At 68.2% G+C, this 22,921-nt stretch carries 22 protein-coding genes and 2 pseudogenes; 8 read left to right on the top strand and 16 right to left on the bottom strand.

Annotation, left to right across the window (positions count from 1 at the left end):
• Nucleotides 1–199 precede the first annotated feature (199 nt).
• Nucleotides 200–919 carry an SDR family oxidoreductase gene (locus ACFV7R_RS36880; RefSeq protein WP_385271828.1) on the top strand — a complete coding sequence of 240 codons (720 nt, stop codon included), beginning with the start codon at nucleotides 200–202 and terminating at the stop codon, nucleotides 917–919.
• 283 nt (nucleotides 920–1,202) lie between these two features.
• Here the strand turns inward: ACFV7R_RS36880 and ACFV7R_RS36885 are convergent, their stop codons facing one another.
• Entirely contained in the window at nucleotides 1,203–1,793 is a 591-nt protein-coding gene (locus tag ACFV7R_RS36885) for a hypothetical protein (protein ID WP_385271831.1), read from the bottom strand.
• 278 nt (nucleotides 1,794–2,071) lie between these two features.
• Nucleotides 2,072–2,629, bottom strand: coding sequence for a TetR/AcrR family transcriptional regulator (locus tag ACFV7R_RS36890; protein ID WP_385272027.1), 558 nt, complete (start codon nucleotides 2,627–2,629; stop codon nucleotides 2,072–2,074).
• 161 nt (nucleotides 2,630–2,790) lie between these two features.
• Between ACFV7R_RS36890 and ACFV7R_RS36895 the strand changes: the two genes are divergently transcribed.
• Together ACFV7R_RS36895 and ACFV7R_RS36900 are read left to right on the top strand one after the other, a co-directional pair.
• Entirely contained in the window at nucleotides 2,791–3,819 is a 1,029-nt protein-coding gene (locus ACFV7R_RS36895) for an aldo/keto reductase (RefSeq protein ID WP_385271834.1), read from the top strand.
• A gap of 182 nt (nucleotides 3,820–4,001) precedes the next feature.
• Nucleotides 4,002–4,265, top strand: a complete 264-nt coding sequence (locus tag ACFV7R_RS36900; protein ID WP_385271837.1) for a WhiB family transcriptional regulator — start codon at nucleotides 4,002–4,004, stop codon at nucleotides 4,263–4,265.
• 108 nt (nucleotides 4,266–4,373) lie between these two features.
• Here ACFV7R_RS36900 and ACFV7R_RS36905 read toward each other — a convergent pair whose 3' ends face one another.
• The 7 genes from ACFV7R_RS36905 to aceE form a co-directional block, all read right to left on the bottom strand.
• Nucleotides 4,374–4,544 carry a hypothetical protein gene (locus tag ACFV7R_RS36905; RefSeq protein ID WP_385271840.1) on the bottom strand — a complete coding sequence of 57 codons (171 nt, stop codon included), beginning with the start codon at nucleotides 4,542–4,544 and terminating at the stop codon, nucleotides 4,374–4,376.
• Nucleotides 4,541–5,128, bottom strand: a complete 588-nt coding sequence (locus tag ACFV7R_RS36910; protein ID WP_385271842.1) for a YceI family protein — start codon at nucleotides 5,126–5,128, stop codon at nucleotides 4,541–4,543. Before ACFV7R_RS36910 ends, ACFV7R_RS36905 begins: the two co-directional genes overlap by 4 nt.
• Nucleotides 5,129–5,292: 164 nt before the next feature.
• A complete protein-coding gene (locus ACFV7R_RS36915) occupies nucleotides 5,293–6,039 on the bottom strand; it encodes an SDR family oxidoreductase (protein ID WP_385271845.1) in 747 nt (248 codons plus the stop codon).
• A 119-nt stretch (nucleotides 6,040–6,158) separates the two neighbouring features.
• Nucleotides 6,159–7,859, bottom strand: coding sequence for an L-aspartate oxidase (locus tag ACFV7R_RS36920; RefSeq protein ID WP_385272030.1), 1,701 nt, complete (start codon nucleotides 7,857–7,859; stop codon nucleotides 6,159–6,161).
• 126 nt (nucleotides 7,860–7,985) lie between these two features.
• Nucleotides 7,986–9,221 carry an NAD(P)/FAD-dependent oxidoreductase gene (locus ACFV7R_RS36925; protein WP_385271848.1) on the bottom strand — a complete coding sequence of 412 codons (1,236 nt, stop codon included), beginning with the start codon at nucleotides 9,219–9,221 and terminating at the stop codon, nucleotides 7,986–7,988.
• 97 nt (nucleotides 9,222–9,318) lie between these two features.
• Nucleotides 9,319–10,092: a sigma-70 family RNA polymerase sigma factor gene (locus ACFV7R_RS36930; RefSeq protein WP_385271851.1), complete on the bottom strand. Its 774-nt coding sequence runs from the start codon at nucleotides 10,090–10,092 to the stop codon at nucleotides 9,319–9,321.
• A gap of 124 nt (nucleotides 10,093–10,216) precedes the next feature.
• On the bottom strand, nucleotides 10,217–12,904 hold the full coding sequence (gene aceE, locus ACFV7R_RS36935; protein WP_385271854.1) for a pyruvate dehydrogenase (acetyl-transferring), homodimeric type: 2,688 nt from the start codon (nucleotides 12,902–12,904) through the stop codon (nucleotides 10,217–10,219).
• Between the two features lie 448 nt (nucleotides 12,905–13,352).
• On the opposite strand from aceE, the pseudogene ACFV7R_RS36940 reads away from it, so the two are divergent.
• Nucleotides 13,353–13,582: pseudogene (locus tag ACFV7R_RS36940) on the top strand (cupin domain-containing protein); the annotation flags it as partial.
• Nucleotides 13,583–13,604: 22 nt separating this feature from the next.
• On the opposite strand, the gene ACFV7R_RS36945 reads toward ACFV7R_RS36940, so the two are convergent.
• Both ACFV7R_RS36945 and ACFV7R_RS36950 read right to left on the bottom strand, forming a co-directional pair.
• Nucleotides 13,605–14,369 carry an SDR family NAD(P)-dependent oxidoreductase gene (locus ACFV7R_RS36945; RefSeq protein ID WP_385271857.1) on the bottom strand — a complete coding sequence of 255 codons (765 nt, stop codon included), beginning with the start codon at nucleotides 14,367–14,369 and terminating at the stop codon, nucleotides 13,605–13,607.
• Between the two features lie 139 nt (nucleotides 14,370–14,508).
• Nucleotides 14,509–14,628 (bottom strand): annotated as a pseudogene (locus tag ACFV7R_RS36950) (carboxymuconolactone decarboxylase family protein); the annotation flags it as partial.
• Between the two features lie 230 nt (nucleotides 14,629–14,858).
• On the opposite strand from ACFV7R_RS36950, the gene ACFV7R_RS36955 reads away from it, so the two are divergent.
• On the top strand, nucleotides 14,859–15,227 hold the full coding sequence (locus ACFV7R_RS36955) for an ArsR/SmtB family transcription factor (RefSeq protein ID WP_385271860.1): 369 nt from the start codon (nucleotides 14,859–14,861) through the stop codon (nucleotides 15,225–15,227).
• Here ACFV7R_RS36955 and ACFV7R_RS36960 read toward each other — a convergent pair whose 3' ends face one another.
• Nucleotides 15,228–16,052 carry a helix-turn-helix transcriptional regulator gene (locus ACFV7R_RS36960; protein ID WP_385271862.1) on the bottom strand — a complete coding sequence of 275 codons (825 nt, stop codon included), beginning with the start codon at nucleotides 16,050–16,052 and terminating at the stop codon, nucleotides 15,228–15,230.
• A 56-nt stretch (nucleotides 16,053–16,108) separates the two neighbouring features.
• Nucleotides 16,109–16,570, bottom strand: a complete 462-nt coding sequence (locus ACFV7R_RS36965) for an RrF2 family transcriptional regulator (protein ID WP_385271865.1) — start codon at nucleotides 16,568–16,570, stop codon at nucleotides 16,109–16,111.
• A gap of 231 nt (nucleotides 16,571–16,801) precedes the next feature.
• Between ACFV7R_RS36965 and ACFV7R_RS36970 the strand changes: the two genes are divergently transcribed.
• Nucleotides 16,802–18,007 carry an NAD(P)/FAD-dependent oxidoreductase gene (locus ACFV7R_RS36970; protein ID WP_385271868.1) on the top strand — a complete coding sequence of 402 codons (1,206 nt, stop codon included), beginning with the start codon at nucleotides 16,802–16,804 and terminating at the stop codon, nucleotides 18,005–18,007.
• A gap of 192 nt (nucleotides 18,008–18,199) precedes the next feature.
• Complete coding sequence (locus tag ACFV7R_RS36975; RefSeq protein ID WP_385271871.1) at nucleotides 18,200–18,616, top strand: hypothetical protein; 417 nt, start codon at nucleotides 18,200–18,202, stop codon at nucleotides 18,614–18,616.
• On the opposite strand, the gene ACFV7R_RS36980 is transcribed toward ACFV7R_RS36975, so the two are convergent.
• Nucleotides 18,544–19,440, bottom strand: coding sequence for a hypothetical protein (locus ACFV7R_RS36980; RefSeq protein ID WP_385271874.1), 897 nt, complete (start codon nucleotides 19,438–19,440; stop codon nucleotides 18,544–18,546). The two genes, ACFV7R_RS36975 and ACFV7R_RS36980, sit on opposite strands and share 73 nt — an antisense overlap.
• A 210-nt stretch (nucleotides 19,441–19,650) precedes the next feature.
• Between ACFV7R_RS36980 and ACFV7R_RS36985 the strand changes: the two genes are divergently transcribed.
• Complete coding sequence (locus ACFV7R_RS36985) at nucleotides 19,651–20,313, top strand: dienelactone hydrolase family protein (protein WP_385271877.1); 663 nt, start codon at nucleotides 19,651–19,653, stop codon at nucleotides 20,311–20,313.
• An 83-nt stretch (nucleotides 20,314–20,396) separates the two neighbouring features.
• Here ACFV7R_RS36985 and ACFV7R_RS36990 read toward each other — a convergent pair whose 3' ends face one another.
• Together ACFV7R_RS36990 and ACFV7R_RS36995 are read right to left on the bottom strand one after the other, a co-directional pair.
• Nucleotides 20,397–21,983: a S8 family serine peptidase gene (locus ACFV7R_RS36990; RefSeq protein ID WP_385271880.1), complete on the bottom strand. Its 1,587-nt coding sequence runs from the start codon at nucleotides 21,981–21,983 to the stop codon at nucleotides 20,397–20,399.
• Nucleotides 21,984–22,273: 290 nt separating this feature from the next.
• On the bottom strand, nucleotides 22,274–22,747 hold the full coding sequence (locus tag ACFV7R_RS36995; RefSeq protein WP_385271882.1) for a hypothetical protein: 474 nt from the start codon (nucleotides 22,745–22,747) through the stop codon (nucleotides 22,274–22,276).
• Nucleotides 22,748–22,921: the final 174 nt, after the last annotated feature.

A 22,921-nucleotide genomic window follows, 5' to 3' on the forward strand; every position in this document is an offset into this window, starting at 1 on the left:
GGCAGAGCCGGTTTCGCCCTCCTCCGCAAACGCGTCCTCCTGGCCCAACGAAGTGACGTCCGGTCACCCCATCACGAAAATCTTGACTGAGCCTCAACACCGGCCACATCCGCTTCGAAGGAACTCCCGAGCGCGGACGAACGACCATCGAGGAGTTCGCCAAGGCCGGCCTCGCCCATACGGAGGCACCGCAGCGACCATGACCGTGAACGGCAAGAACGCACTCATCACCGGGGCAACCAGCGGTATCGGCGCCCTTACCGCGCGCCTGCTCCTCGAACGAGGCCACCGGGTTGCCGTCACCGGCCGCAACTCCGACAAACTGCAAGTCTTCCTGACGGAGGTGGGACGGCCCAAGGAACTGATGGGTGTGGTCGCCGACGCGGCCGACTGGGAGGCCACCCAGGCGGCCGTCGCCCGGACCGTGGAGCACTTCGGGGGCCTGGATGCCGCCATCGCCAACGCGGGCTTCACCTCCGCCGACTACTTCCGCACCGGTGGCGCGACGATCAGCCACGGTGACGGTGATCCCACCCTGTGGCCGGCGATGGTCCTCACCAATGTCCTGGGCCCTGCCCTGCTGGCCAGGGCGGCACTGCCCCATCTGCGGGAGAGCCAGGGGCGGTTGGTGCTCATCGGCAGCGTCGCCGGACTGAAGAACGCCCCGTCGAACCTGTACTCGGCCACCAAATGGGCCGTCACCGGGCTGGCGGAGAACATCCGCATGTACGCCACCACCGTCGGTGTGGGCGTCACCCTCATCGCGCCCGGCATGATCGACACCCCCTTCTGGACCGAGGGAGCCACGCCCGCCGCCGCCCTGCCGGCCCAGCCGGTGGCCGAGGCCATCGCCCTCGACCAGCCCTTCGGCGTCGACCTCAACACCCTCACCATCCGACCGATCGGACAGCCCGTCTGACCACCAGTCGTCGCATGTGCCGGAGGCCGCCCGGCCCGGTGATGACCGGGCCGGGCAGAGATAGCATGTCACACAGTGGCAAAGCTTTGATATGCTGATCACAGCGTTCTCGGGTGCCGTGGACACAACCCCCGTGACAGGTGTCCGGAACGCAACACCTGCGACTAGAGCCCGCAGGTGCAGCGCCCGGGCGCCACGCAATCCCCCGATGGGTGGCGCCCGGGCGCCCTCATGGCCCCGCTGCGGCATGCCGATGCGCCCCCGCGCCGGCCAGGGGGTACGCCTAGGAACGCTTGGCGCGGTACAGACCCCGGCCGGTGCGCTCGATGCGGGAGGCACCGACAAGACGGTCGAGTGTGCTGCGGACGCCGTTGATGCTTCCGCTGTCGGAGTCACGGTCGAGAGCCGAGGCAACATCACGGGCCCGGACGTCGACATCACCGACGTTGGCGAAGTACTCCATGATCTGTTCGGTGAGCTTGCCGTACTTCTTCTGCCCGACCGTGGCGGTGCCGGCGGCGACAGGACGTTCCGCAGCCTTGCCGCTCTCCGGCTTCCGAGGCTGGGGCGCGGACTTCGGTGTGGCGTCTGCGGACTCGGCGGAGGCACGGTCGGTCTGCGGTTCGCCGGGCGTCGCAGCCTGGCCCCGTTGCGCAGCTGCAGCGTCCGCCGTGCCCGTCGGGGCCGCAGCAGCCCGGTCGAGCATCAGGGTCTCGAGGGCGCTGAGGGCCCGCTGCACCGAGCCGAGATGCGCCACGACCGCAGCCAGCTCCCTTTCCAGCGCCTGCTTCTGGACCTGCAGGCGGGCCAGTTCCTCCTGCAGGCTCTCAGCGGTGACCTCAATGTTGTGCGCCGCGTGAGTTACAGAGACCATGTGTTCCTCTCATCTCAACCCCTCGTGCCGCGCCCGGCTCACGTGCGGTGCCGCTCGGACTGAACGCGGGAACGGGTCCCCCACCGACATCATATGCAGTGCCCCATTCCTGATGTAGGTGCACCGGACGGGCCTCGCGGGTCCCCAAAGGACTCACCCCACTGACGACAGGGCACGAAACAGGGCAGTCACCGTGGAGCCGGAGGGCATGGTTGCCACTGTTCGCGGAGAAGCTTTTTCGCTGACTGCACCTTGGGTGGAGAGTGTCGGGCCGTTACTCACCCGGACCCGTGGGTGCCGTAGCGGAGTCCGTCGACGAGCAGGGCGATCATGCGCTGCGTGTGGCCGCTGTCGTCCTCCTGGGCGGGCAGGGTCAGATTGCCCACGGCGCGCAGCAGGTCCTCGGGATCGATGTCGGAGCGGATCTGGCCGGCTTTCGCCGCGGTGTCGAGGAGCGCGCCGAGGACAGGCACGAAGCGCTGCTGGAAGTAGCAGGGCAGGCTGTCGTAGGCCGGGTCTCCCGAGTGCAGAGCGGCGCTGAGGCCGCGCTTCGTGGCGATGAAGGCCGCGAAACGCTGCAGCCACCGGGCGAGCGCGTCGACCGGCTCGTGCTGTGCCACAAGGGAGGCGGCGGCGTCGGCGCAGGCGTCGACTTCATGACGGAAGACCGCGGCGATGAGGTCCGAGCGCTGCGGGAAGTGCCGGTAGAGGGTGCCTGCTCCCACGCCCGCCTTGGCGGTGATCTGTCGCACGGGGGCGTCCACGCCGGAGGTGGTGAACACCTCGGCAGCCGCGGTGAGCAGCGTGTCGATGCTGCGCTGCGCGTCGGCGCGCATGCGCTGGCGGGGCCGCCCCCCGTCCGCCGGGCCGTCGCTCACGGTGTACTCCTCTTGCTAACCGGAACATCGTTCCGTATTGTCGCAGCGGAACGGAACACCGTTCCGCTTACGCAAGCGTATCGCGCTGCAGCGCACCGGCCAACGCACGAGGAGAACCAATGAGGTACCGCACGCTGGGCCGAACCGGCATCAAGGTCAGCCCGTACTGCCTGGGCGCGATGATGTTCGGCGCCATCGGCAACCCCGACCACGACGACTCCGTACGCATCATCCACAAGGCGCTGGACGCGGGCATCAACTTCGTCGACACCGCCGACGCCTACTCACGCGGCGAGTCCGAGGAGATCGTCGGAAAAGCCCTCAAGGGCCGCCGGGACAATGTCGTGCTGGCCACCAAGGCCCACCTCCCGATGGGGGACGACCCCAACCAGCAGGGCAACTCGCGGCGCTGGCTGGTCCGCGCGCTGGAGGACTCCCTGCGCCGCCTGGGCACCGACCACGTCGATCTGTTCCAGATCCACCGGCCCGCACCGGACACCGATGTGGAAGAGACCCTCTCAGCCCTCACCGACCTCGTGCGCGCGGGCAAGGTCCGGGCCGTCGGCAGCTCGACCTTTCCCGCCTCGGACATCGTCGAGGCGCAGTGGGTCGCCGAGCGGCGGGGCCTGGTGCGGTTCCGCACCGAGCAGCCGCCGTACTCGATCCTCAACCGCAGCATCGAGCGCGAGGTACTGCCCGTCTGCGAGCGGTACGGCATGGGCGCCATGGTCTGGAGCCCCCTCGCCGGGGGCCTGCTCACCGGCCGCTACCGCAAGGGCCGACAGGCCGACAGTCACCGGGCCCGCTTCGGTTTCCAGCACATGAGCGACGAGCGCCGGCTCGACGCCGTCGAACAGCTCATCCCCCTCGCCCAGAAGGCCGGGATGTCGCTGACGCACCTGGCGATGGCCTTCGCGATCTCCCATCCCGGCGTCACCTCCGCGATCATCGGACCGCGCACCATGGACCACCTCGACGACCTCCTCGCCGGCGCCGAGACCACCCTGACCGACGAAATCCTCGACCAGATCGACGCGATCGTGCCGCCCGGCACCGACATCGGGACGCTCGACACGGCCTACAACACACCCGCCATCCAGCAGACCGCGCTGCGCCGCCGCCGATCCGACGAGCGCTCCGCCACCTGACCGAACCTCACAGGCCGCTCCTCACCGCTGCTGCTCCTCGGCATCCAGTAGGCGACATCCACAGACATGGTCCCCTTCAGCGCCACACGGAACTCGGCTGCGTGTCACACGTACGCCGGTTACCCGGTCACAGCTGACAGCCCCCACAACTCTTTGTACAGCCGAGAAGGACCATGATTGAAATGTACTGGCGCGAACGGGCAGCATGCCTGCACGAAGACCCCGAGCTGTTCTTCCCCATAGGAAACACCGGTCCGACACTTGAGCAGATCGACGAAGCGAGGGCCGTGTGTCGCCGTTGCCCTGTGGTGGAGCAGTGCCTCGACTGGGCCCTGCAAGTGGGGCAGGTGGAAGGCATCTGGGGCGGCATGACGGACAGCGAACGCCGCGCGCTGAGGCGGCGTCAGGCCCGCCGGACCCAGGACACGGTCACAACGGCGGCGTGACGGTCGAAGTCCGAGCCTCGCACACCGGCGCACCCCAAAGGGCGGGGCGGCAAAGATGCCGCCCCGCCCGTTCGTCGTCACCTGCCACCGACCTCCGGTGAGCGCGCCTCACCTGGGGGAGAGCTGCTGCAGAACGTTGGAGATGGTTCTGATCCGTTCGTTGAGGTTCACGAGTTCCTGGTGAAGCTCGTTGACACGGGTCTGCAGCTCGATGGCTTCAGCGGCCAGCGACACGACTGTGGCCGCGATGTCGGTTCGGTTCTCAGTGGCTCGGGTCATTGTGTGCCCAGCTGTACAGCGGATATGTCGAGCATCAGCTTCACCTTGTCGCTGATCAGGACCCCACCTGTGGTCAGGACCGTGTTCCGGTCAAGTCCCCAGTCGGAGCGCTGCAGGGTGGCCGTACCCTCGAAGCCGATGCGGTTCTGGCCGTAGGAGTCCCGGCTTGCTCCACCGAACTCGAGGTCGATGTGAACGGGCAGCTCCACGTCCTTGATCCGGAGGTATCCCGCCATGCGGAACCGGTCGTCACCGGCATCGAGGATTCCGGTGGAGTGGAAGCTCATCAGAGGGAACGTCGCCGAGTCGAGGAAGTCGGGGCCGGTGACATGCGCGTCCCGCTCAGCAAAACCCGTGTCCACACTGCCGGTCTGGACACTGAGGTAGGCCTTGGACCGCGTGGGATGGGCTCCATCGAGCTTGAGGAGCCCTTCGAAGGCGGTGAACTTCCCTCGCACGTTGGTGATCATGGCATGCCGGACGGAGAATCCGATCGTGCTGTGGACCGGGTCAATGGAATAGACGCCGGTCAGCCCTTCATGGGGCGCGGCATCCGAAACAGTGGTTTCCTTGCGGATGAACATGGCGAGCCGGTTCCTTGGTGCATGGATCTCAGGCAGGAGCGAATTCCGACACACTGCGGCAAGGAATGCCGACGCAGTGGCCGTGTACGCGGTGGAGCGAACCTGCGGCCGGAATGCGGGGCCCCTGCCGGCCGGGCGCCGGCTGGCAGGGGCCCCGGCAGGACTTACTGCTGCTGCGCGAGCCAGTCGGCGAACTTGGTCTCGGCGATGTGCGCGTCCGGACCCGGCAGGAGCGTGGTCTCCTGCAGCTGGGCACCGGAGTACGGGGCGTGCGGGTCCGTGACGACCGTGCGGGGGTCGTTCTTGGCGGCGAGTGCCTCGCGGATCAGCTCGTCGAGCTGGAACACGTCGGGGCCCGCGACCTCCACCACGCCGTTGACCGGGGCGCCGACCGCGGTGCGGCCGACGGCCGCGGCCACGTCGTCGGAGTAGATGGGCTGGATCTTGGCAGAGGACAGACGCACGGTGTCGCCCTCGGTCGAGATGTCCGCGATCCCCCTGACGAACTCGAAGAACTGGGTGGCGTGGACGATGGAGTAGGGCATGCCGGACTCCTTGATCAGGTCTTCCTGGGCCTGCTTGGCCCGGAAGTACCCGCTCTCCAGGAGACGGTCGGTGCCGACCACGGACAGCGCCACGTGGTGCGTCACGCCGGCCTCGGCCTCCGCCTTGAGGAGGTTGGCCGTGGAGGTGCGGAAGAAGTTCATGACGGCCTCGTCCTCCCACGAGGGGGAGTTGGACACGTCGACCACGACCGACGCGCCCTTCAGGACCTCGGCCAGACCCTCGCCCGTCAGAGTGTTGACGCCGGTGTTGGGTGCGGCCGCGACCGCCTCGTGCCCGTGCTCATTGAGCTTTCCGACCAGCTTTGAGCCGATGAGCCCGGTTCCACCGATCACTACGACCTTCATAACGGCTTCCTCTCGGAGGGTTTCAATCCATCTGCACTAGAAGAGACCGGACAGCGGCGCTACTTGTGACAGGGGGCTCGCATGAATCGGGAAGATCTCCCCTCGTGGAGTGCCCGAGGTCATTCGACAAGCTTTCCATCCGTGGAGACCTCCTGCATCAGAGAGGAAATCTCGTCCGGGACGGCCGGAATGCTCTCGCGGGTGATTCCCGTCTCCGGGGACCACACGAGATTGACCTGCAGAGCGGGATCCAGGTCCGGGTAGTCGCTTCGGTTGTGACAGCCACGCGTCTCGCGACGCTCCAGTGCTGCTTCGAGGGTGGCCCGGGCTGCCAGGGCGGCGGACTTGAGATCGAAGGCGTGCGCGAGGTCCTGATAGCCGGCGATGTCCGGGTGGATGCCCACGCCCTCCATCCTCTTCTCGATCACCTTGAGTTCCGCCAGCCCGGCGCGCAGGCCCTCTTCGTCGCGTACGACTCCCGCATGCTCGGTCATGGTGTTGCGGATGGCGCGCTGCAGGGCGCGGACGTTCTCCGGTCCGTCGGCTGCGAGAAGATCGTCGATCTCCGCGCGGGCCTGCGCGATGGCCGACGCCGACCGAGGGTGCGCGGTCAGGGACTGCGAGTAGGCGGCGGCCGCCTGGCCTGTGATGCGGCCGAAGACCAGCAGCTCGATGAGACTGTTCCCACCGAGGCGGTTGGCGCCGTGCAACCCGCTCGACGCCTCACCGATGGCGTAGAGGCCACGCACGTCAGTGCTGTGGTCCTCGGGGCGCACCCACACCCCGCCCATCGAGTAGTGGGCAGTGGGCGCGATCTCGATCGGCTCGCGGGTGATGTCCAGCATCTGCAGGTCCAGCAGAGTCTGGTAGACACGGGGCAGCCGCGTCATGATCGTCTGCCGCGGCAGGTGCGAGACGTCGAGCCACACGCCTCCCTTCGAGGTTCCCCGCCCTTCCTTGATCTCCGTGTAGGAGGCCAGGGCCACGCGGTCGCGGGTGGACAGTTCCATTCGCTCAGGGTCGTAGCGGGCCATGAACCGTTCCCCGAGCGCGTTGCGCAGGATCCCGCCCTCACCGCGGGCGGCCTCGCTGACCAGGGTGCCGGCCGCGTTCTCCGGCTCGATGATCCCCGAAGGATGGAACTGCACCAGCTCGGGGTCGCGCAGACGGGCTCCGGCCTCCACGGCAAGGCGGAAGGAGTCACCCGTGTTCTCGTCACGCCGGGAGGACGTGCGCCGCCAGATACGGGTGTGGCCGCCCGCGGCAAGAATGACGGCGTCGGCGTGGATCAGGTAACGCTTTCCGTTCGTGAGGTCGAAGCCGTAGGCACCGAAGACGGCGCCGTCGTGCACCAGGAGCCGGGTGATGTAGACGCCGTCGAGCACGGGGATGTCGAGCTGCTCCGCGCGCCTGATGAGCGTGCGCTGGATCTCCAGACCGGTGTAGTCGCCGGCGAAGGCGGTCCGCCGGAACTTGTGTGCGCCGAAGAAGCGCTGGGAGATCCGGCCGTCCTCTTCCCTGGCGAAGGCCATTCCGTAGCGTTCCAGGTCGTCGATGCCTCGGGCGGCGCCCTGGGTGACGATCTGGGCGGTGCGGGGGTCGGCGAGCAGATAACTCTCCTTGAGAGTGTCGGCTGCGTGCTGCTGCCAGCTGTCCTCGGGATCCATGGTGGCCAGGGCCGCGTTGATTCCTCCAGCGGCAAGCGCCGTATGGGCGTCCTCCTTGGGACGCTTGCCGACCGCAAGGACGTCGACACCGGCCTCGGCCAGTTCGATCGCCGCTCGCAGCCCCGCACCACCGGTGCCGATCACCAGCACCATGGTGGAAAGACGTTGTTCGCTGATAGCCACTGTCTGCTCCGATCGCCTGGGTTGTCATTCACCACGACCAGGCCGCGCCGGGATCTGTGACACCCTTCCGTGCCCACTCCCGCCCGCGCCGGGGCGTCACGGCAGGATGCGGTCCAGGGGCACGTCCGGGTCGGAGAGGAGCGCGTCGTCGATGTCCGACCCGGAGGTGATGAGGGACCGGATCGGGGCCATGACGTCCCACACGTTGACACTCATGCCTGCCAGTACGCGGCTCCCCGCCATCCAGAACGCGATGAAGCGTCGCTCGGACGGCTCACCGCGGAAGACGACGCGGTCGTAGCCGCCTGGTTCCGTGTAACCCGTGTACTCCATTCCGAGGTCGTACTGGTCCGTGTAGAAGTACGGCAGCCGGTCGTAGACAGCGTCCTTGCCGAGCATGCTGAGCGCCGCCACATCCGGCTGATGCAGGGCATTGGCCCAGTGCTCGACCCGGAGGTGGCGGCCGAGCAGCGGGTGGTAGGCGTTGGCGACATCGCCTGCGGCGTAGATGTCGGCTCCTGAAGTCTGCAGATGCTCGTCGGTGACGATGCCGTTCTGCACGTCCAGGCCTGCCTCCTGGGCGAGTTGGACATTGGGGGTGATGCCGACGCCCACGACCACGGCGTCCGCGGCCAGGTGCCTGCCGTCAGCGAGCAGCACCCCGTCCACCCGGCCGTCTGTTCCGGTGAGGGACTCCACCTGCACATGAGGCAGCAGACTGACACCGTGATCAGTGTGGAGGGCAGCGAACACTTCAGCCGCTTCGCGCCCCAGCACCTTCAGCAGGGGAAGCTCCGAGTGCTCGAGCACCGTTACCTCGGCGCCGGCCGTCCGAGCTGCCGCGGCGGTTTCCAGACCGATCCATCCGGCACCGATCACGACGATCTTCGCCCCCGCCGTGAAGGCGGACTTGAGCCGTTCGCTGTCTCCCACACGACGCAGATACAGAACGTTGTCGAGATCCGCTCCCGGGACGGACAGACGACGTGGTGTCGAGCCAGTGGCCAGGAGCAGCTTGGTGTAGGAGACCTGACGGCCGTCGTCGAGTTCCACCGTCCGTGCCCGCCGGTCGACCGCGCGCGCACGCGTGTCCAGCAGCAGGTCGACATCGTGCTCCCGGTACCAGTCATCGGGATGCACGAAGATCGAATCGCGCTCCTCCTTGCCCAGCAGGTAACCCTTGGACAGCGGCGGCCGAATGTACGGCTTCTCACGCTCGTCGCCGATGATGACGAGCGGGCCGCTGTGGCCGTGTTCCCGCAGTGCCTCGGCCGCCTTGCCCGCGGCCAGACCACCACCGACGATCACGAAAGTATTCACAGGGTTCCTCATCTCGGATGTCGCATGCCGCGGGTGAAGGGGGGAGGGACACCCCTCAGACCGCGTGGCCCCTCGTCCTGTGACATCCCCGGCGGTGGCTCGGCGTGCATCAGTTGTTCGGTGAAGCCACGTAAGGAGCCAGTTCGGCCGGATTCACTAACCACATGATGCGTTCGATGCCTCGTGCCGACACATTCACGGACAGCAGAGCCACCGACTTTCCCCTCGGCGGAGAAAAGAACGGCCGGCCTGCCGTTGGCCTCGACCCGGCGAACGTCGTGAGAACATCCTCCAGCGCCGCCAGACTGCCGGTCTGCGCCGCGGCGAGGAACACCTCCAGCAGTCGCCGGTGAGCGTCCGGGCTGACCGGCTCCCGGCGTTCCGCTGACAGATGCTTCCGGGCGCGGCTCACCAACTGGCGTGTATTGGTTTCACTGGTCTCCAGGATGTCCGCGATCTGCTGGTACGGGTAGTCGAAGGCTTCCCTGAGAACGTAGGCAGCCCGTTCCACGGGGTTCAGCTTCTCCAGGAGCAGGAGAACCGCCAGGTCGACTGCCTCGGCTCGCTCCGCGCCCACCTGCGGATCCATGCCGGTGTCGACCGGCTCGGGAAGCCAGGGCCCGATGTAGGACTCATGCCGCATTCTGGCGGACTGGGCGAAGTTGATCGCCAGCCGAGCGGTGACCGTGGCCAGGAACGCCACCGGCTCGCGGATGTCGGCGCGATCGGTGTTCTGCCACCGCAACCACGCCTCCTGGACGATGTCCTCGGTTTCCACAGCACTGCCGAGCACCCGGTACGCGATGCCGAAGAGCTGGGGACGCGCTGCCATGAACTCCCTCGTTGCCTCGTCGAGGGCGCCTCCATCGTCCCTGGCGCGCATGGATGTCCTCCAGTTCTGGAGGACATCCATGCTACAAGCGGTCACAGCAGGGCGCGCGTCGTCATGTGCGGGCTGCCCCGCCTCTGCTCCGAGCGGGCACATCCGCTCGGGACGCCTGGCGTGCTCACCCCTGCCAGCCGTAGCGATCGCGCGCTTGGACCACCATCGCCGGGTGGACTGCGCCGGCCCGCGCCAACTGGTCCAGGGCGGCAACCACGATCGACTCGGCGTCCACTCGGAAATAGCGGCGTACGGCATCGCGGGTGTCCGACAGCCCGAAGCCGTCCGTTCCCAGCGACGAGTAGTCCTGCTCGACCCACTGGCTGATCTGATCGGGCACCTGCCGCATCCAGTCGCTGACCGCCAGGACCGGCCCATCGGCTCCCGACAGCGCGCGGGTCACATACGGGACACACTCCTCACCCCGCAGCCGTGCCCGGTCGGCATTCAACGCATCGCGGCGCAACTCCGTCCAGGACGTCACTGACCAGACGTCAGCCTGGACACCCCATTGGGACATGAGAAGTTCCTGGGCTTCCAGCGCCCAGTGGATGGCCGTGCCGGAGGCCAGCAACTGGATCCGTGGTCCTGCCTCGCCGGGCTCCGCCTGCCGGAACCGGTATATGCCCCGCAGGATCCCTTCCTCGACCGATGGCCCGGTGGGCATGGCCGGCTGCTGTTTGGGCTCGTTGTAGACCGTCAGGTAATAGAAGATGTCCTCGGACCGGTCGCCGTACATCCGGCGCAGGCCTTCCCTGACGATCACCGCGATCTCGTACGCGAAGGCCGGGTCGTAGCTGACGGCGGCCGGATTCGTGGATGCGAGCAGGTGGGAGTGCCCGTCGGCGTGCTGCAGTCCCTCGCCGGTCATCGTCGTACGGCCGGCCGTCGCCCCGACGACGAAGCCACGGCCCAACTGGTCGGCCAGGGCCCAGAACTGGTCGCCCGTGCGCTGGAACCCAAACATGGCATAGAAGATGTAGAAGGGGATCATGGGTTCGCCGTGTGTGGCATACGCCGTCGCCGCAGCGGTGAACTCGGCCAGTGACCCGGCTTCGGTGATGCCCTCGTCGATGAGCTGGCCGTCCTTGGCCTCCCTGTAGCGCAGTAGCTGATCGACATCGACCGGCTCGTAGGTCTGACCGTCCGGCGAGTAGATCCCGGCGGTCGGGAACAGGGATTCCATACCGAATGTACGTGCCTCATCGGGGATGATGGGCACCCAGCGCCGCCCCGTCTCCTCGACGCGCATCAGGTCCTTGACCAGCCGGACCAGCGCCATGGTGGTGGCCACCTCCTGTTTGCCGAAGCCCTTCTGGAGGGCTTCGAAGGGGCCGGACGGCGGCTGCTGCAGCGGCTTGGCCACCACCCTCCGTACGGGAACGGGGCCGGCCAGAGCCGAGCGCCGGTCACGCAGGTACTGCACCTCTTCAGAGTCTTCACCCGGGTGCCAGAACGGCACCACGTCCCCGCTCAGCGCGCTGTCCGGGATGGGCAGTTCCAGCGCATCGCGCATCTGACGGAACTGGGCCGTGGTCAGCTTCTTCATCTGATGGTTGGCGTTGCGGGACTCGAAGTCCGGACCCAGCGTGTGACCCTTCACCGTCTGAGCGAGGACGACGGTGGGCCCGCCCCTGTGCTCGACCGCGGCCCTGTAGGCGGCGTAGACCTTGAGCGGTTCATGTCCGCCCCGGGAGTTCTCGAACAGGTCGGTGAGCTGCGCGTCACTCAGACCTGCGGCAAGGCCGGACAGCGCATCGCCGGTGAAGAAATGCTTGCGTATGTAGGCGGCGTCCCGGGCGGCGTACGTCTGGAGCTGGGCATCGGGTACCTCGCCGAGGCGGCGGACGAGGGAGCCGTCGGTGTCCTGCTGCAGCACCGGGTCCCAGGCCTCGCCCCAGAGAGTCTTCACCACGTTCCAGCCGGCGCCGCGGAACCGGGCCTCGAGCTCCTGCACGATCTTGGAATTCGACCGCACCGGACCGTCCAGCCGCTGCAGGTTGCAGTTGACGACGAAGGTGAGGTTGTCGAGGCGCTCACGGGCGGCAAGTTCCAGCGCAGCCGTCGACTCGGGCTCGTCCACTTCCCCGTCCCCCAGGAAGGCCCATACATGCGACCCGGACGTGTCCTTGATGCCCCTGTTGTGCAGATAGCGGTTGAACCTGGCCTGGTATATGGCGGCAAGAGGGCCGAGCCCCATCGAGACGGTCGGAAACTCCCACAGCCACGGCAGACGCCGGGGGTGCGGGTAGGACGGCAGGCCGTGACCGTCGGCCTCCCGCCGGAAGCCGTCCAGCTGCTCCTCGCGCAGTCGCCCCTCCAGGAACACCCGCGCGTAGATGCCGGGCGAGGCATGCCCCTGCAGGTACAGCTGGTCCCCGGAACCGTCCCCGTCCTTGCCCTTGAAGAAGTGGTTGAACCCGATCTCATAGAGCCATGCCGCCGAAGCGTAGGTCGAGATATGACCGCCGAGACCCAGGCGGGAACCGCGGGTGACCATCGCGGCCGCGTTCCACCTGTTCAGCGCGGTGATACGGGACTCCATGGCGACGTCGCCCGGGAAGACCGGCTGGGAGGACGCCGGGATCGTGTTGATGTAGTCCGAGGACAGAAGCCCCGGGAGGGCCACTCCCGACCTGGCTGCGTACTCGTGCACGCGCCGCAGCAAGTACACGGCGCGTTCGGGCCCGGCATGCCTGATGACACCGTCGAGTGATGCCTGCCACTCCCTCGTTTCCTCGGCGTCACGGTCGGGAAGCTGGTCGAGCTCACTCGTCGAGGAGGACTCTGCGGGCCGGGTCGGATCACTCATTGCGGCCTTCCTGTCAGGACGTGGGGAGAAGAGGGCAGACGGTGTCGCGGGCACGAACGTGCCTTTGGCGGCCGTCGGGAAGAGGCGAGCGAAATCAGCCCCGTGCACTACATGAGACAGACCTGGCACCGCTGTTGTGACACTGAGCGGAAAAGTGTCACGAAGCGCCCACCTCGAGCGAGCTCCCGAACTACGACACCTGTCACAGAAGCACGGCGTACTCGGTCTTCACTTCGAGGCGGCCGCGTGAGCCGTCTGAAGTGCACGGACGCCGTTACCGTCGAGTGAGAGGTGTTGGTACACCACCATCGCCACCGGCGGCGGCTCACGGTCATCTGCCTGCCTGTCGGGGCAACAACCACAGAGGTGCAACACAGTGTCAAGCAAGGACTCAGCGGGCGAGACGAACGACAAGCCGGGTTACGGGGCGTGGAAGACCGCGGTGACGATGCTGCAGGACGCCAAGCCGCCCATGTCCCCGAGGGTGCCTCGGCCATGACCATCCTGGTCGAGTGGCCGCCTGGTGACCCTGGCACTCCTCCGCACCGCCACTCGGGCCCGGCGTTCGGGTACGTGCTCGAGGGTGAGGTGCGCTTTGAGCTGGAGGGTGAGCCGGAACGCGTGGTCAAGGCCGGTGAGACGTTCTGGGAGCCGGGCGGCGACGTGATCCACTACCGGATCCCCGCGGCTGCCCAGCAGCTCAGGCGAGTTCGAGTCCCCCGTCGATCGTCAGCACTTGACCGGTGATGTGTGCGCCCAGGGGATCGGCGATGCGCAGGATCCAGTCCGCGACGTCCTTCGGGTCGCCGAGACGGCCCGTCGGGATGCGGTCACGTTCATCGGCGCGCAGCTCGTCGATGGCGTCCTGGGGCAGACCCGCCGCGGCCAGGACATCCGTCTCGGTGGGGCCGGGGGCGATCGCGTTCACCCGCACCCCTTCCGACGCGAGCTCCAGCGCCCAGCTGCGCGTCAGTTGCTCCAAGGCGCTCTTGGTCGCGGCGTAGTGGGCTGCTCCGGCCAAGGGGCGATGACCGTAGGTGCTCGAGACGTTGACGATGGAGCCCGACGAGTCGCGCAGGTGCGGCAGGGCCGCATGGGCGAGCATGCTCGGCGCCGTCACGTTGAGGTCGAACAGGCCGGCAATCACTGCTCGGTCCGTCTCTGCCAGAGGCATCACGGCAGTGATGCCGGCGTTGTTCACGAGCAGGTCGAGTCGGCCCCACCCTTCCACGGCGGTGGCAACGACCTTGTCCGCAGCGCCCTCCTCGCAGATGTCGAGCGGCAGGACCGCGATGTTGGAGTGCGCGCGAGCGGTCTCCTCCAGGGCCTCCTTCCGGCGACCCACGCCGAGGACGCGTGCACCCGATTCGGCCAGAGCGATCGCAGTGGCACGACCGATGCCCGATCCTGCTCCTGTGACGATTGCGACACGGTCTGCGAAGTGCAGGGGTGGAGAGCTGGGCATTGCTTTCCCTCGTTCGATGTTCGTAGGACGTAGGACGTAGGACGTAGGACGTAGAACAACGTATCAGGTGTCTGCGTGTGGCATGGTGTGGAATGATGTGAAAGGTGTTACGGGAGCTGGTGGGACCGGTTGACGCCGGTCAGTCGAACTGGCCGGGCTGGTAGTCCCCGGCAGGCTGCTGGCCGATGACGTTGATGCGGTTGTAGGCGTTGATGATGGCGATGAGGGAGATCAGGGCGACCAGCTGCTCCTCGTCGAATCCGGCGCCACCTTGCCGGCCGAGCTGATGTGCTTCAGGACCTTCGCGGTGAGGGGGTTGCCGACGCAGTCGAGGCGCGATTCCACAGTGATCTCCTGGCCATGGTGCGGATACACACAACTGACCGGGATGGCCGGGCGAAATATGAAAGGAAGTCCGGTGTGGCGTGGTCCCACCTGCGGCGCAGCGCGTTCCCCTCCAAGAGCCCGACGTTCGTAAGGTGGCGAACAATGGGTAACCTGGCCCCCATGCCGGCCCCGTCGTCACCACCTTCCCAGAGCGAGATCATCTTGCCGCGCCTGCTTGGCGCACTCAGTGACCCGACGCGGCTGGGCATCGTCCGAGTGTTGTCCGACGGCGCCGAACGCGGGTGGGGGCAGTTGCGTGCCCCTGTGGCCAAGTCCACCCTGAGCCATCACCTCAAGGTGCTGCGTGAGGCGGGCGTCACGGAGACTCGCCAGGAAGGCACCCGTTGCTTCGTGACCCTGCGCCGCGAAAGCCTCGAGGCGCGCTTCCCCGGACTGCTGCCTGCCCTGCTGTCCGCAGTCATCGCCGACGGCGTCGGTGAACACGTGACAGAAAGCAACGAGGAGAAGTGACTAGCTACCGAGGGCGGACAGGAGCTGGAGGCTTGCGTGGCTCTCTGTGCCCGGTACCGCAGTGAACACCAGGAGCCGTTGTGACTGGGCGGGGTCGACCAGCGTCTGGCAGTGCAGCTCCAGGGCCCCGAGCTTCGGGTGCTGGAAGCGTTTGGGCGCGCAGTACGGTCCGAGTACCGGGTGCTCACGCCAGAGCGCGGCGAAATCGGGGCTGGCCGCCTGCAGTGCATCGACGAGGTCGGCGGTGCGCGAGTCACTGCCGTCCCGCACATACGCGCCGTAGAGATCCGCTACCAGCAGGCGGCTCTGTACGGGGCGGTCGCGCTCGGGAACCATCAGCCGGGCGGCGGGATCGGTGAACCACCGATAGTGCAGACTGCGGGCCCGTCCGGTGAAAGCGGTCTCGTCACCCAGCAGTGCGACCGCCATGCGCGTCTGTTTCAGCGTCTCACCCAGGTGGTTGACCACCTGCGCGGGAGTGTCTTCGAGCCGGTCGAGGATGCGCATCATCCCCGGGTTGATGTGATCGCCCTGTCGGACCCTTTGGGGAACGGCGTGGCCGGCGAGCTGAAACAGATGATCCCGTTCCTCGAGAGACAGATGCAGACCGCGGGCTATGGCGGCAAGCATCTGTTCCGAGGGATTGGGCCCTCGTGGTTGTTCGATCCTCGTGTAGTAGTCGACCGACATGTCGCACAGCGCCGCGACTTCCTCCCTGCGCAGCCCACCGGTCCGCCGACGCCGCCCACGGGGGAGTCCGACATCCTCTGGCTGCAGGGCCTCACGCCGTGCTCTGAGGAAGGCCGCCAACTCGGCTCTGTCCACTGTTGCTTGTCCTGTTCGTTCAAAGAGAATCTTTCGGCCCGGGGTGTTGTGCGCACTCAGTTCAGCGCTGAGCGCACTATCTGACGCACCGTCGGGGTGCGGTCCAACTCCGCCCTGATGTCGGCAAGACTCTGGGCGGCCAGCGCCTGGCGCCACGCCTGTTCCGCCCGGCGCATGGCCGCGTTGACAGCACATGCACCTGTCGGCGGCGGTGACAGCTCGCCGATCCTGCCGCAGCAACGGATCTCTGTGCACTGAAAGAGCTGGGTGCCTCCCTCGATGGCCTCCACCACATCCAGGAGGGTGATGGCCTCAAGGGGCCTGGCCAGCCGAAAACCTCCGCGCGGCCCGGGCACGGAGACCACGAGCCCGGCCCGGGCGAGCAGCTGCAGTTGCTTGTTGAGGTAGGAGGCCGAGAGGCCGTGAGCCTCGGCAAGCTGGCCGCTCCCCACCGGGCCGCCGCCGATCATGTCCAGGTTGAGCAGCGTGTGCAGAGCCCACTCGACACCTTTAGCCATTCGCATATTACGGACATTACATGTCCAGGATCGGACCGGGTAACCGGCCCCGATGCGGCTCCTCTCCCGTCCTGCCCGGAGCGGCACCGCGAAGAAATCTTGACACTCAATATCCAGGATATGTAGTGTCCAGAATAAGTGGTGCGGGCCCCGCGGGAGGCCACCGCAGCAGGGCGGCCCCTGCTCACGGAGCACCGGCTCATCGCTTCGGCTTCGAAAACGGAGAAGTTCATGAAGGACGTCCTGATCATCGGTGGCGGCTTCGCCGGCGTGTGGAGCGCGGCAGGAGTGGTTCGCGCCGCACGTGAGGCAGGCAGCGCCGGTGACGAACTACGGGTGACGCTCGTCAGCGGCGGCGATGACCTGGTCATCCGCCCCCGCCTGTACGAGGACGCCCCGGAAGGCATGCGGGTCGCACTGGACCGCGTCCTCGGCCCGATCGGCGTACGCCGCATAACGGCGACCGTCACGGGAATCGACACCGAGGCGCACACCGTACGTGCCGTCGGGCGCACCGGTGAGGAACTGGACCTGACCTACGACAAGTTGGTGCTGGCCGCCGGCAGCCAGCTCGTGCGCCCCGACTTCCCCGGCTCGCAGGAAGTCTTCGACGTGGACACGCTCCCCGCGGCGGCCGCACTCGACAACCACCTGCGGCGGCTGCCCGAGCAGGCCCCGTCCCAGGGCCGCTACACCGCCGTCGTGGTCGGTGCCGGCTTCGCCGGCCTGGAGATCGCCACCGCGCTGGGTGAACGACTCCGCGCGATCGCCGACGGCCAGGGCGCAGCCGAAGACGTCCGGGTCCTTCTCGTCGACCGCGCCGACGTCGTCGGCCCGGAACTCGGCCCGGGCCCGCGCCCGACCATCAACGACGCGATCGACGAGCTGAAGATCGAACGACGCCTGGGAGTCACCGTGGCATCCGCGACCCACCAGGACGTCACCCTCTCGGACGGTGAAGTGATTCCCGCGGCAACCGTCGTATGGACGGCCGGCATGGCCGCAAGCCCCCTCACGGTCCACATCCCGGGCGAACGCGACAGGCTGGGACGGCTGAGCGTGGACGCACACCTCCAGGTGATCGGAGTGCCTGACGTGTACGCAGCCGGCGACACCGCACTCGCCCCCGCAGAAGACGGGCACACCACGACACAGTCCTGCCAGCACGCCCTGCCGATGGGGAAGTTCGCCGGTCACAACGTGGCAGCCGAACTTCTGGGCAACCCCCTGCTGCCCTTCACCCCTGACCCCTACGTCACCTGCCTGGATCTCGGCCCCGCCGGCGCCGTCTTCACGGAGGGCTGGGACCGCAAGGTCGCGCTGACCGGGCAGGAAGCGAAGACTCTCAAGCAGAACATCAACGCCCTCTGGATCTACCCGCCGGTGGATGACCCGGAGCAGATCCTCGCCCAGGCGGGCCGCTTCTCCAACGGCTGACAGCGGGCCGCAGCCCGACAGTCCGGCCGGCCTCGCACTGCCGGACGACGACCACCACCGAACCGCCCGGTGTGCAGGGGCTCTTCCCCCTTGCGCTCCGGGCGGTTCTCATCCGGCGCCTGTCGGTGGCTGCGGCGGCGTGTCCGACCGGGCGGCCGTGACCTGGCGGGCACCTTCTGCCCCCAGCCCTGGGTGACCGCCGACGGTCGGCGGACCCGCCTCGACGACGCACTCGGGGACTCCCTCGCCGTCCTGGCCGGCGCGCCCCTTCCGCCCTCGGTGCGGGCCGTGGCGGAGGGCATCGGCGCACGGGCCGTCGCCACGGACAGCCTCGGCGACGACGGCACGCTCGCCGCGTGGCTGCGTGACGGCCGGGCGGACGCCGTGCTGCTGCGCCCCGACCGCATCGTCCTGGACACCGTCCCGGCCGGCGCCGCTTGCTTCACGGACATCGCCCCCTGGGCCCCGCTGCTGTGCACGGCCCGCCGTCCCGTCCCGGACGAACAGGCCGGCGAGGCCTGCCTGACGCAGCCGGCCTACGGCTCCTCCACGCGCAGCTGCTCGATGGCTTCGAGGACGCCCTTGCGGTGGGCATGTGTGCGCTCGTAGCCCTCGATCACCGTCAGATCCAGCTGGGAGAGTGTGCCCAGCCGCTGCTGGATCTGCTCGGTGCTGAGCTGGCTGAACCCGGGAATCGGCAGGTCCTCCTCCCGCTTGACCGATCCCAGGACCTCTTCGGCAATGGGGCTGGGCTCGGCCATCTCCCGCCCCGCACCCCAGGGCCGTCGGCCACTGCGCTGGGCGACGTACAGCGCCTGGTCGAAAGCGGTCCGCATCGTATGGGCCGCCGTGTCGGCCAGAGCGGCGATGCGGTTCTCGCCCGGGCCCGAGCCGTTGGTGGACGCCGCCACGGCGCGGGCGTGCTCGGCGAGGCTTGCCTCCAGTTCCTGCAGCAGTTCCTCGTCCTGGCGGCGCAGCGAGCCGAGCAGCTCGGCGGTGGACCGGGCGTCCACTTGTTCGGCGAGGACCTCCCCGGCCCGGCACGCCGCGAGCGCCCGCGCCGCTACCGCGTACTCGTCCTCCGCGTTCCTCAGCAGCCGCCGCGCATCGGCCGGGCCCCCGCCGGGCAGCAACCCCCGCACGATCGACGCCCCGATCGTCAGCGGCAGCATCACCGCGCGCACCGCGCCCCGCGAGACGGACCGGCTCAGACCGACCGCGGTGCCCATCAACCCCCTGGGCTGCAGATCGCGTACCTGGCGTTGAATGCGCTGGAGGCTGTAGTGGACCTCGACGCTCTGGCGTTCGAGCATCTCCCGGTGCGGGCCCGGCGGCGTGACGGTCACATCCGCCCGGAACCGGTCCAGTACTGCGGCATGCGCCTGGCGCGTATCCTCCAGCGCCGGTACAAGTTCCTCCGTTACCACTGCCATGCCGGGCTCCTGAGTGAGGAAGGGGCGGCAGTCCGCCGCACACGGGAAGCGGCTGCCCTCAGCGCCCCACGGCCGGGCAACCGGCACCATCCTGCGGGACCCACGTCAAGATCGCCTGTCGAGGCGGGACCGGTCATGCGCGTACCGATTCCGTCCTCGGGTACCCGGGCATCACAGGAGCCCAACGAGCATCACGTTGGGAGGCAGCGGATGATCTCCGACTTGGTGTTGGTGCCCGCAGGCGAGGCGCCGCTCGCAGGCGATCTGGTCGTCCCCGGCCCGGTACGGTCGGTGGTGGTCATCGCCGAGGGCGGCAGCAGCTCCCGGGGCAGTACACGCGACCGTGCGCTCGCCGACGCGTTTCACCGGGCAGGCATGGGCACGCTCCTCCTCGATCTCCTCACCGAACTGGAGAAGCGGGAGGACGCGCGCTCGGCCCGGCATCGCTTCGACGTCCAGTTCCTGGCCCGGCGGCTGGTGGCTGCCATCGACTGGCTGGAGCAGCGGCCGGAGACCGTCGACGTCCCGGTCGGTCTGTTCGGCGCCGATACGGCCGCGTCGGCGGCTCTGCTGGCAGCTGCGGAGCGGCCCCGACGAGTCCTGGCCGTGGTCACCCGAGGTGGGCGTCCGGACCTGCCGTACGAGGCGCTGCAGCGCGTCCGGGCCTCGGTGCTGTTCCTCGTCGGCGGCGAGGACGAGACCGATCTGGGGCTCAACCAGGAAGCGGCGGGAATGCTCAGCGCGCCCAGCGAGATCCGTGTCGTGCGCGGCGCAACCCATCTGTTCCATGAGCCCGGGACCCTTGAGGAGGTAGTCACTGCGGCTCGGCACTGGTTCGTCTCCCATTTGGAGAACGGACGTCGTTCAGCCTGATTCCAGTGCCACGCCCGGCCGTGCGGCATGGTCGAGCCGCACGGCCGGGCGGGTGATTCCGGTGATCTTGTTGTGGGGTGGGCCTAACCGGCCAGGGTGGGGACGTAAGGGGACAGGGCCGGAGCGAGTTGCACTCCGGGGGCCAGGCCGAGGGCGGTGAGCGCGTCGGGCAGGCCGTGTCCGAGGCGGGATGCCTCCAGGGTGCCCGGGGCGGCCAGTGGGCGGCAGCTGGCGGCGATGATCTCGAACAGGCGCCGCACCCGGCCAGGTCCGCGGGGCAGCAGTTGGCCGTGGAAGTCCTCGTGGTGGGCGAGAACGAGGGCGGCGAGACCGACGACGTGGGCCGAGGCCGTGCCGGTGCCGTCGAGGGCCGTGTATCCGCCCTGCGGCGAGCATGACAGGACGGCCACACCGGGTGCGGCCGCGTCGACCCCGGGTCCGTGGCAGCTGAACGGCGCGGCGAACAATCCGTCCGGCGTCAACTGGGGGCCCACATGGGTGGCTTGGGAGGTGTCCGGCGGGAAGGTCCCGAAGGCTCCGAGCGCACCCACGGTGAACACGGTGGGCAGTGAGCCGGGGAAGCAGACCGGTCCGCCCGAGTCGCCCGCCGGGGCGACGCAGGCGATGCCCACCGCGTTGGCGTCGGCCAGTTTGCGTGAGACGAGCGCCGACGCGTACGGCGTTGCCACGGCGATGTGCGCGACGTCGACCTCGCGTTCGATGCAGTGGTCGAGAGCGGCGATCAGGTCACTGAAGCAGCCGCCGGGCAGCACCTGACAGACCTCGATCTCGGCATCGACCGCGGTACCGATGACGCCCTTGCCGGTGTCCGCCCCGGCGATGACGCCGGCCGCATGGGTACCGGTGCCCGCCGTGTCGTGGGCCCAGCCCTCCTCGGTTCCGCGGACGAGATCGATCCCGGTGCGCACCCGCTGCTTCAGATCGGGATGCTCGGCGGCGACGCCCGACCCGATGACCCCGACCTTGATCCCGAAAGCGCGGAACGTGGGAGGCAGCCGGTCCACCCGCATGGCCTGCTGGCCCCAGCCGTACTGTTGCCTGTCCTCCAGCCCTGGGTACACCTTGGCCAGCGGTGTGAGGGTGACCAGGTTCTCCCCGGTCACCGACAGGTCCGGACGACTGATCCAGCGGTCGGTGTAGCCGCCCACGGGCCGGACGTACAGCGCCTGGACGGACTGCACCGTCTCCGTGGGCAGCGTGACGGTGACCGTACCGTCGGACCCGGTGACACCCTGGCCGGGCCATGACGACCCGATCAGGAACACGCCCGCGCCGGTCAGCGGTTCTCCGTCCGGGCCGCAGATGCGCAGCGAGATCTCCACCGGTTGTTCCAGCGGCATGACCAGTCCTGGATCACGCAGCGCGATCCCCACGGCCGGCGCGGCGGCGGGTACGGCTGCGGACAGCGGCAGGTCCGGCTCGATGTGTACGTGCAGCGTCCGCATCGCCGGCAGCTGAGCCCCGGGTGCCTCGACGACCGCGATCTCCGGGCAGGCGGGGGGCAGCCCGGCCGATCGCAGCTTCTCCGACGGCCGGAGTCTGCGGGTCACCTTGACGTCGGGCATGCGCCCCAACTGGTCACACACCGCATCCATACTGAGTTCGGGCACTCCCGGTGGGAGCAGTTGCTGCGGCAGCGGTGTCACCATGTACCGCTCCCGGCGCGGCTGTACGGGGAGGGACTGCGCGCCTTTCCCGGCCGGCTCCGTCTGCTTGCCCTCCGGTCCTTCTCCAGCAGCCCCCGCACCACCCCCTGGCCCGCTGGCCCCGCTGTTTCCGGGCCTTTCCTTGACCATCACGTCCACCTTCACCACGCTTACGTCGTAACTCGTGCTCCTGATTCGGCCATTGGGGCAGCTCCCGCTTCCACGTGACCGCTTCCACGGTGACGCGGTGCGCCCGGAACCAGTCCGGGCACACCGCGTGCGCTGCCCAGGTGTCAGCTCATACCGAACGGCTGACCCATCTGGCCGAAGCCGAAGCCGGGCTGCTGCTGGTACTGCGGGTACTGCTGGCCGAACCCACCGCCCCACTGCTGGCCCTGCTGGCCCTGCATGCCCTGCTGAGCCTGCATGCCCGGCTGGCTCTGCTGGAGCAGGCTCACGATCGCGTTCGGCAGCGCCTGCTGCACGGACTGCTCCACGGCGTGGCGGATGGCCCCGGCCAGCGAGCGGTGCAGCGTGAGGGCCAGGTACGGGTGTGCCTGCTGGGCCAGGTCCGGCCGCTGCTGCAGCTGCTGCTGGATCTGCTGGATCTGCTGGAACGTCTGCTGCACCTGCTGCGCGACCTGCTGGGCCGTCTGCTGACACGCCTGCTGGATGGACTGCTGGACCACCTGGGCGATCTGCTGCGGACCGCCCAGCTGCTGACCGCCGAGCTGCTGGAGGGGTTGAGTACCGGTCATCACCGACATGAATGCTCCTTGCGGGTGCCACTGAGGGAAAGTCGACATAGGTGTTATGTCGGCTTTGTCGGAATAATCCGACGACCTGAACCTAGGGGCGTGTCGACCGGGCCGCAAGCCGAGGAGCCGGCCCGGCTGCTTCAACTCGTGCCGTCCAGCCGGAACATGAATCGATGCGGATTG

The sequence above is a fragment of the Streptomyces sp. NPDC059866 genome, from assembly GCF_042731325.1.
In the GTDB taxonomy this organism is placed as follows: Bacteria; Actinomycetota; Actinomycetes; order Streptomycetales; family Streptomycetaceae; genus Streptomyces; species Streptomyces flavusporus.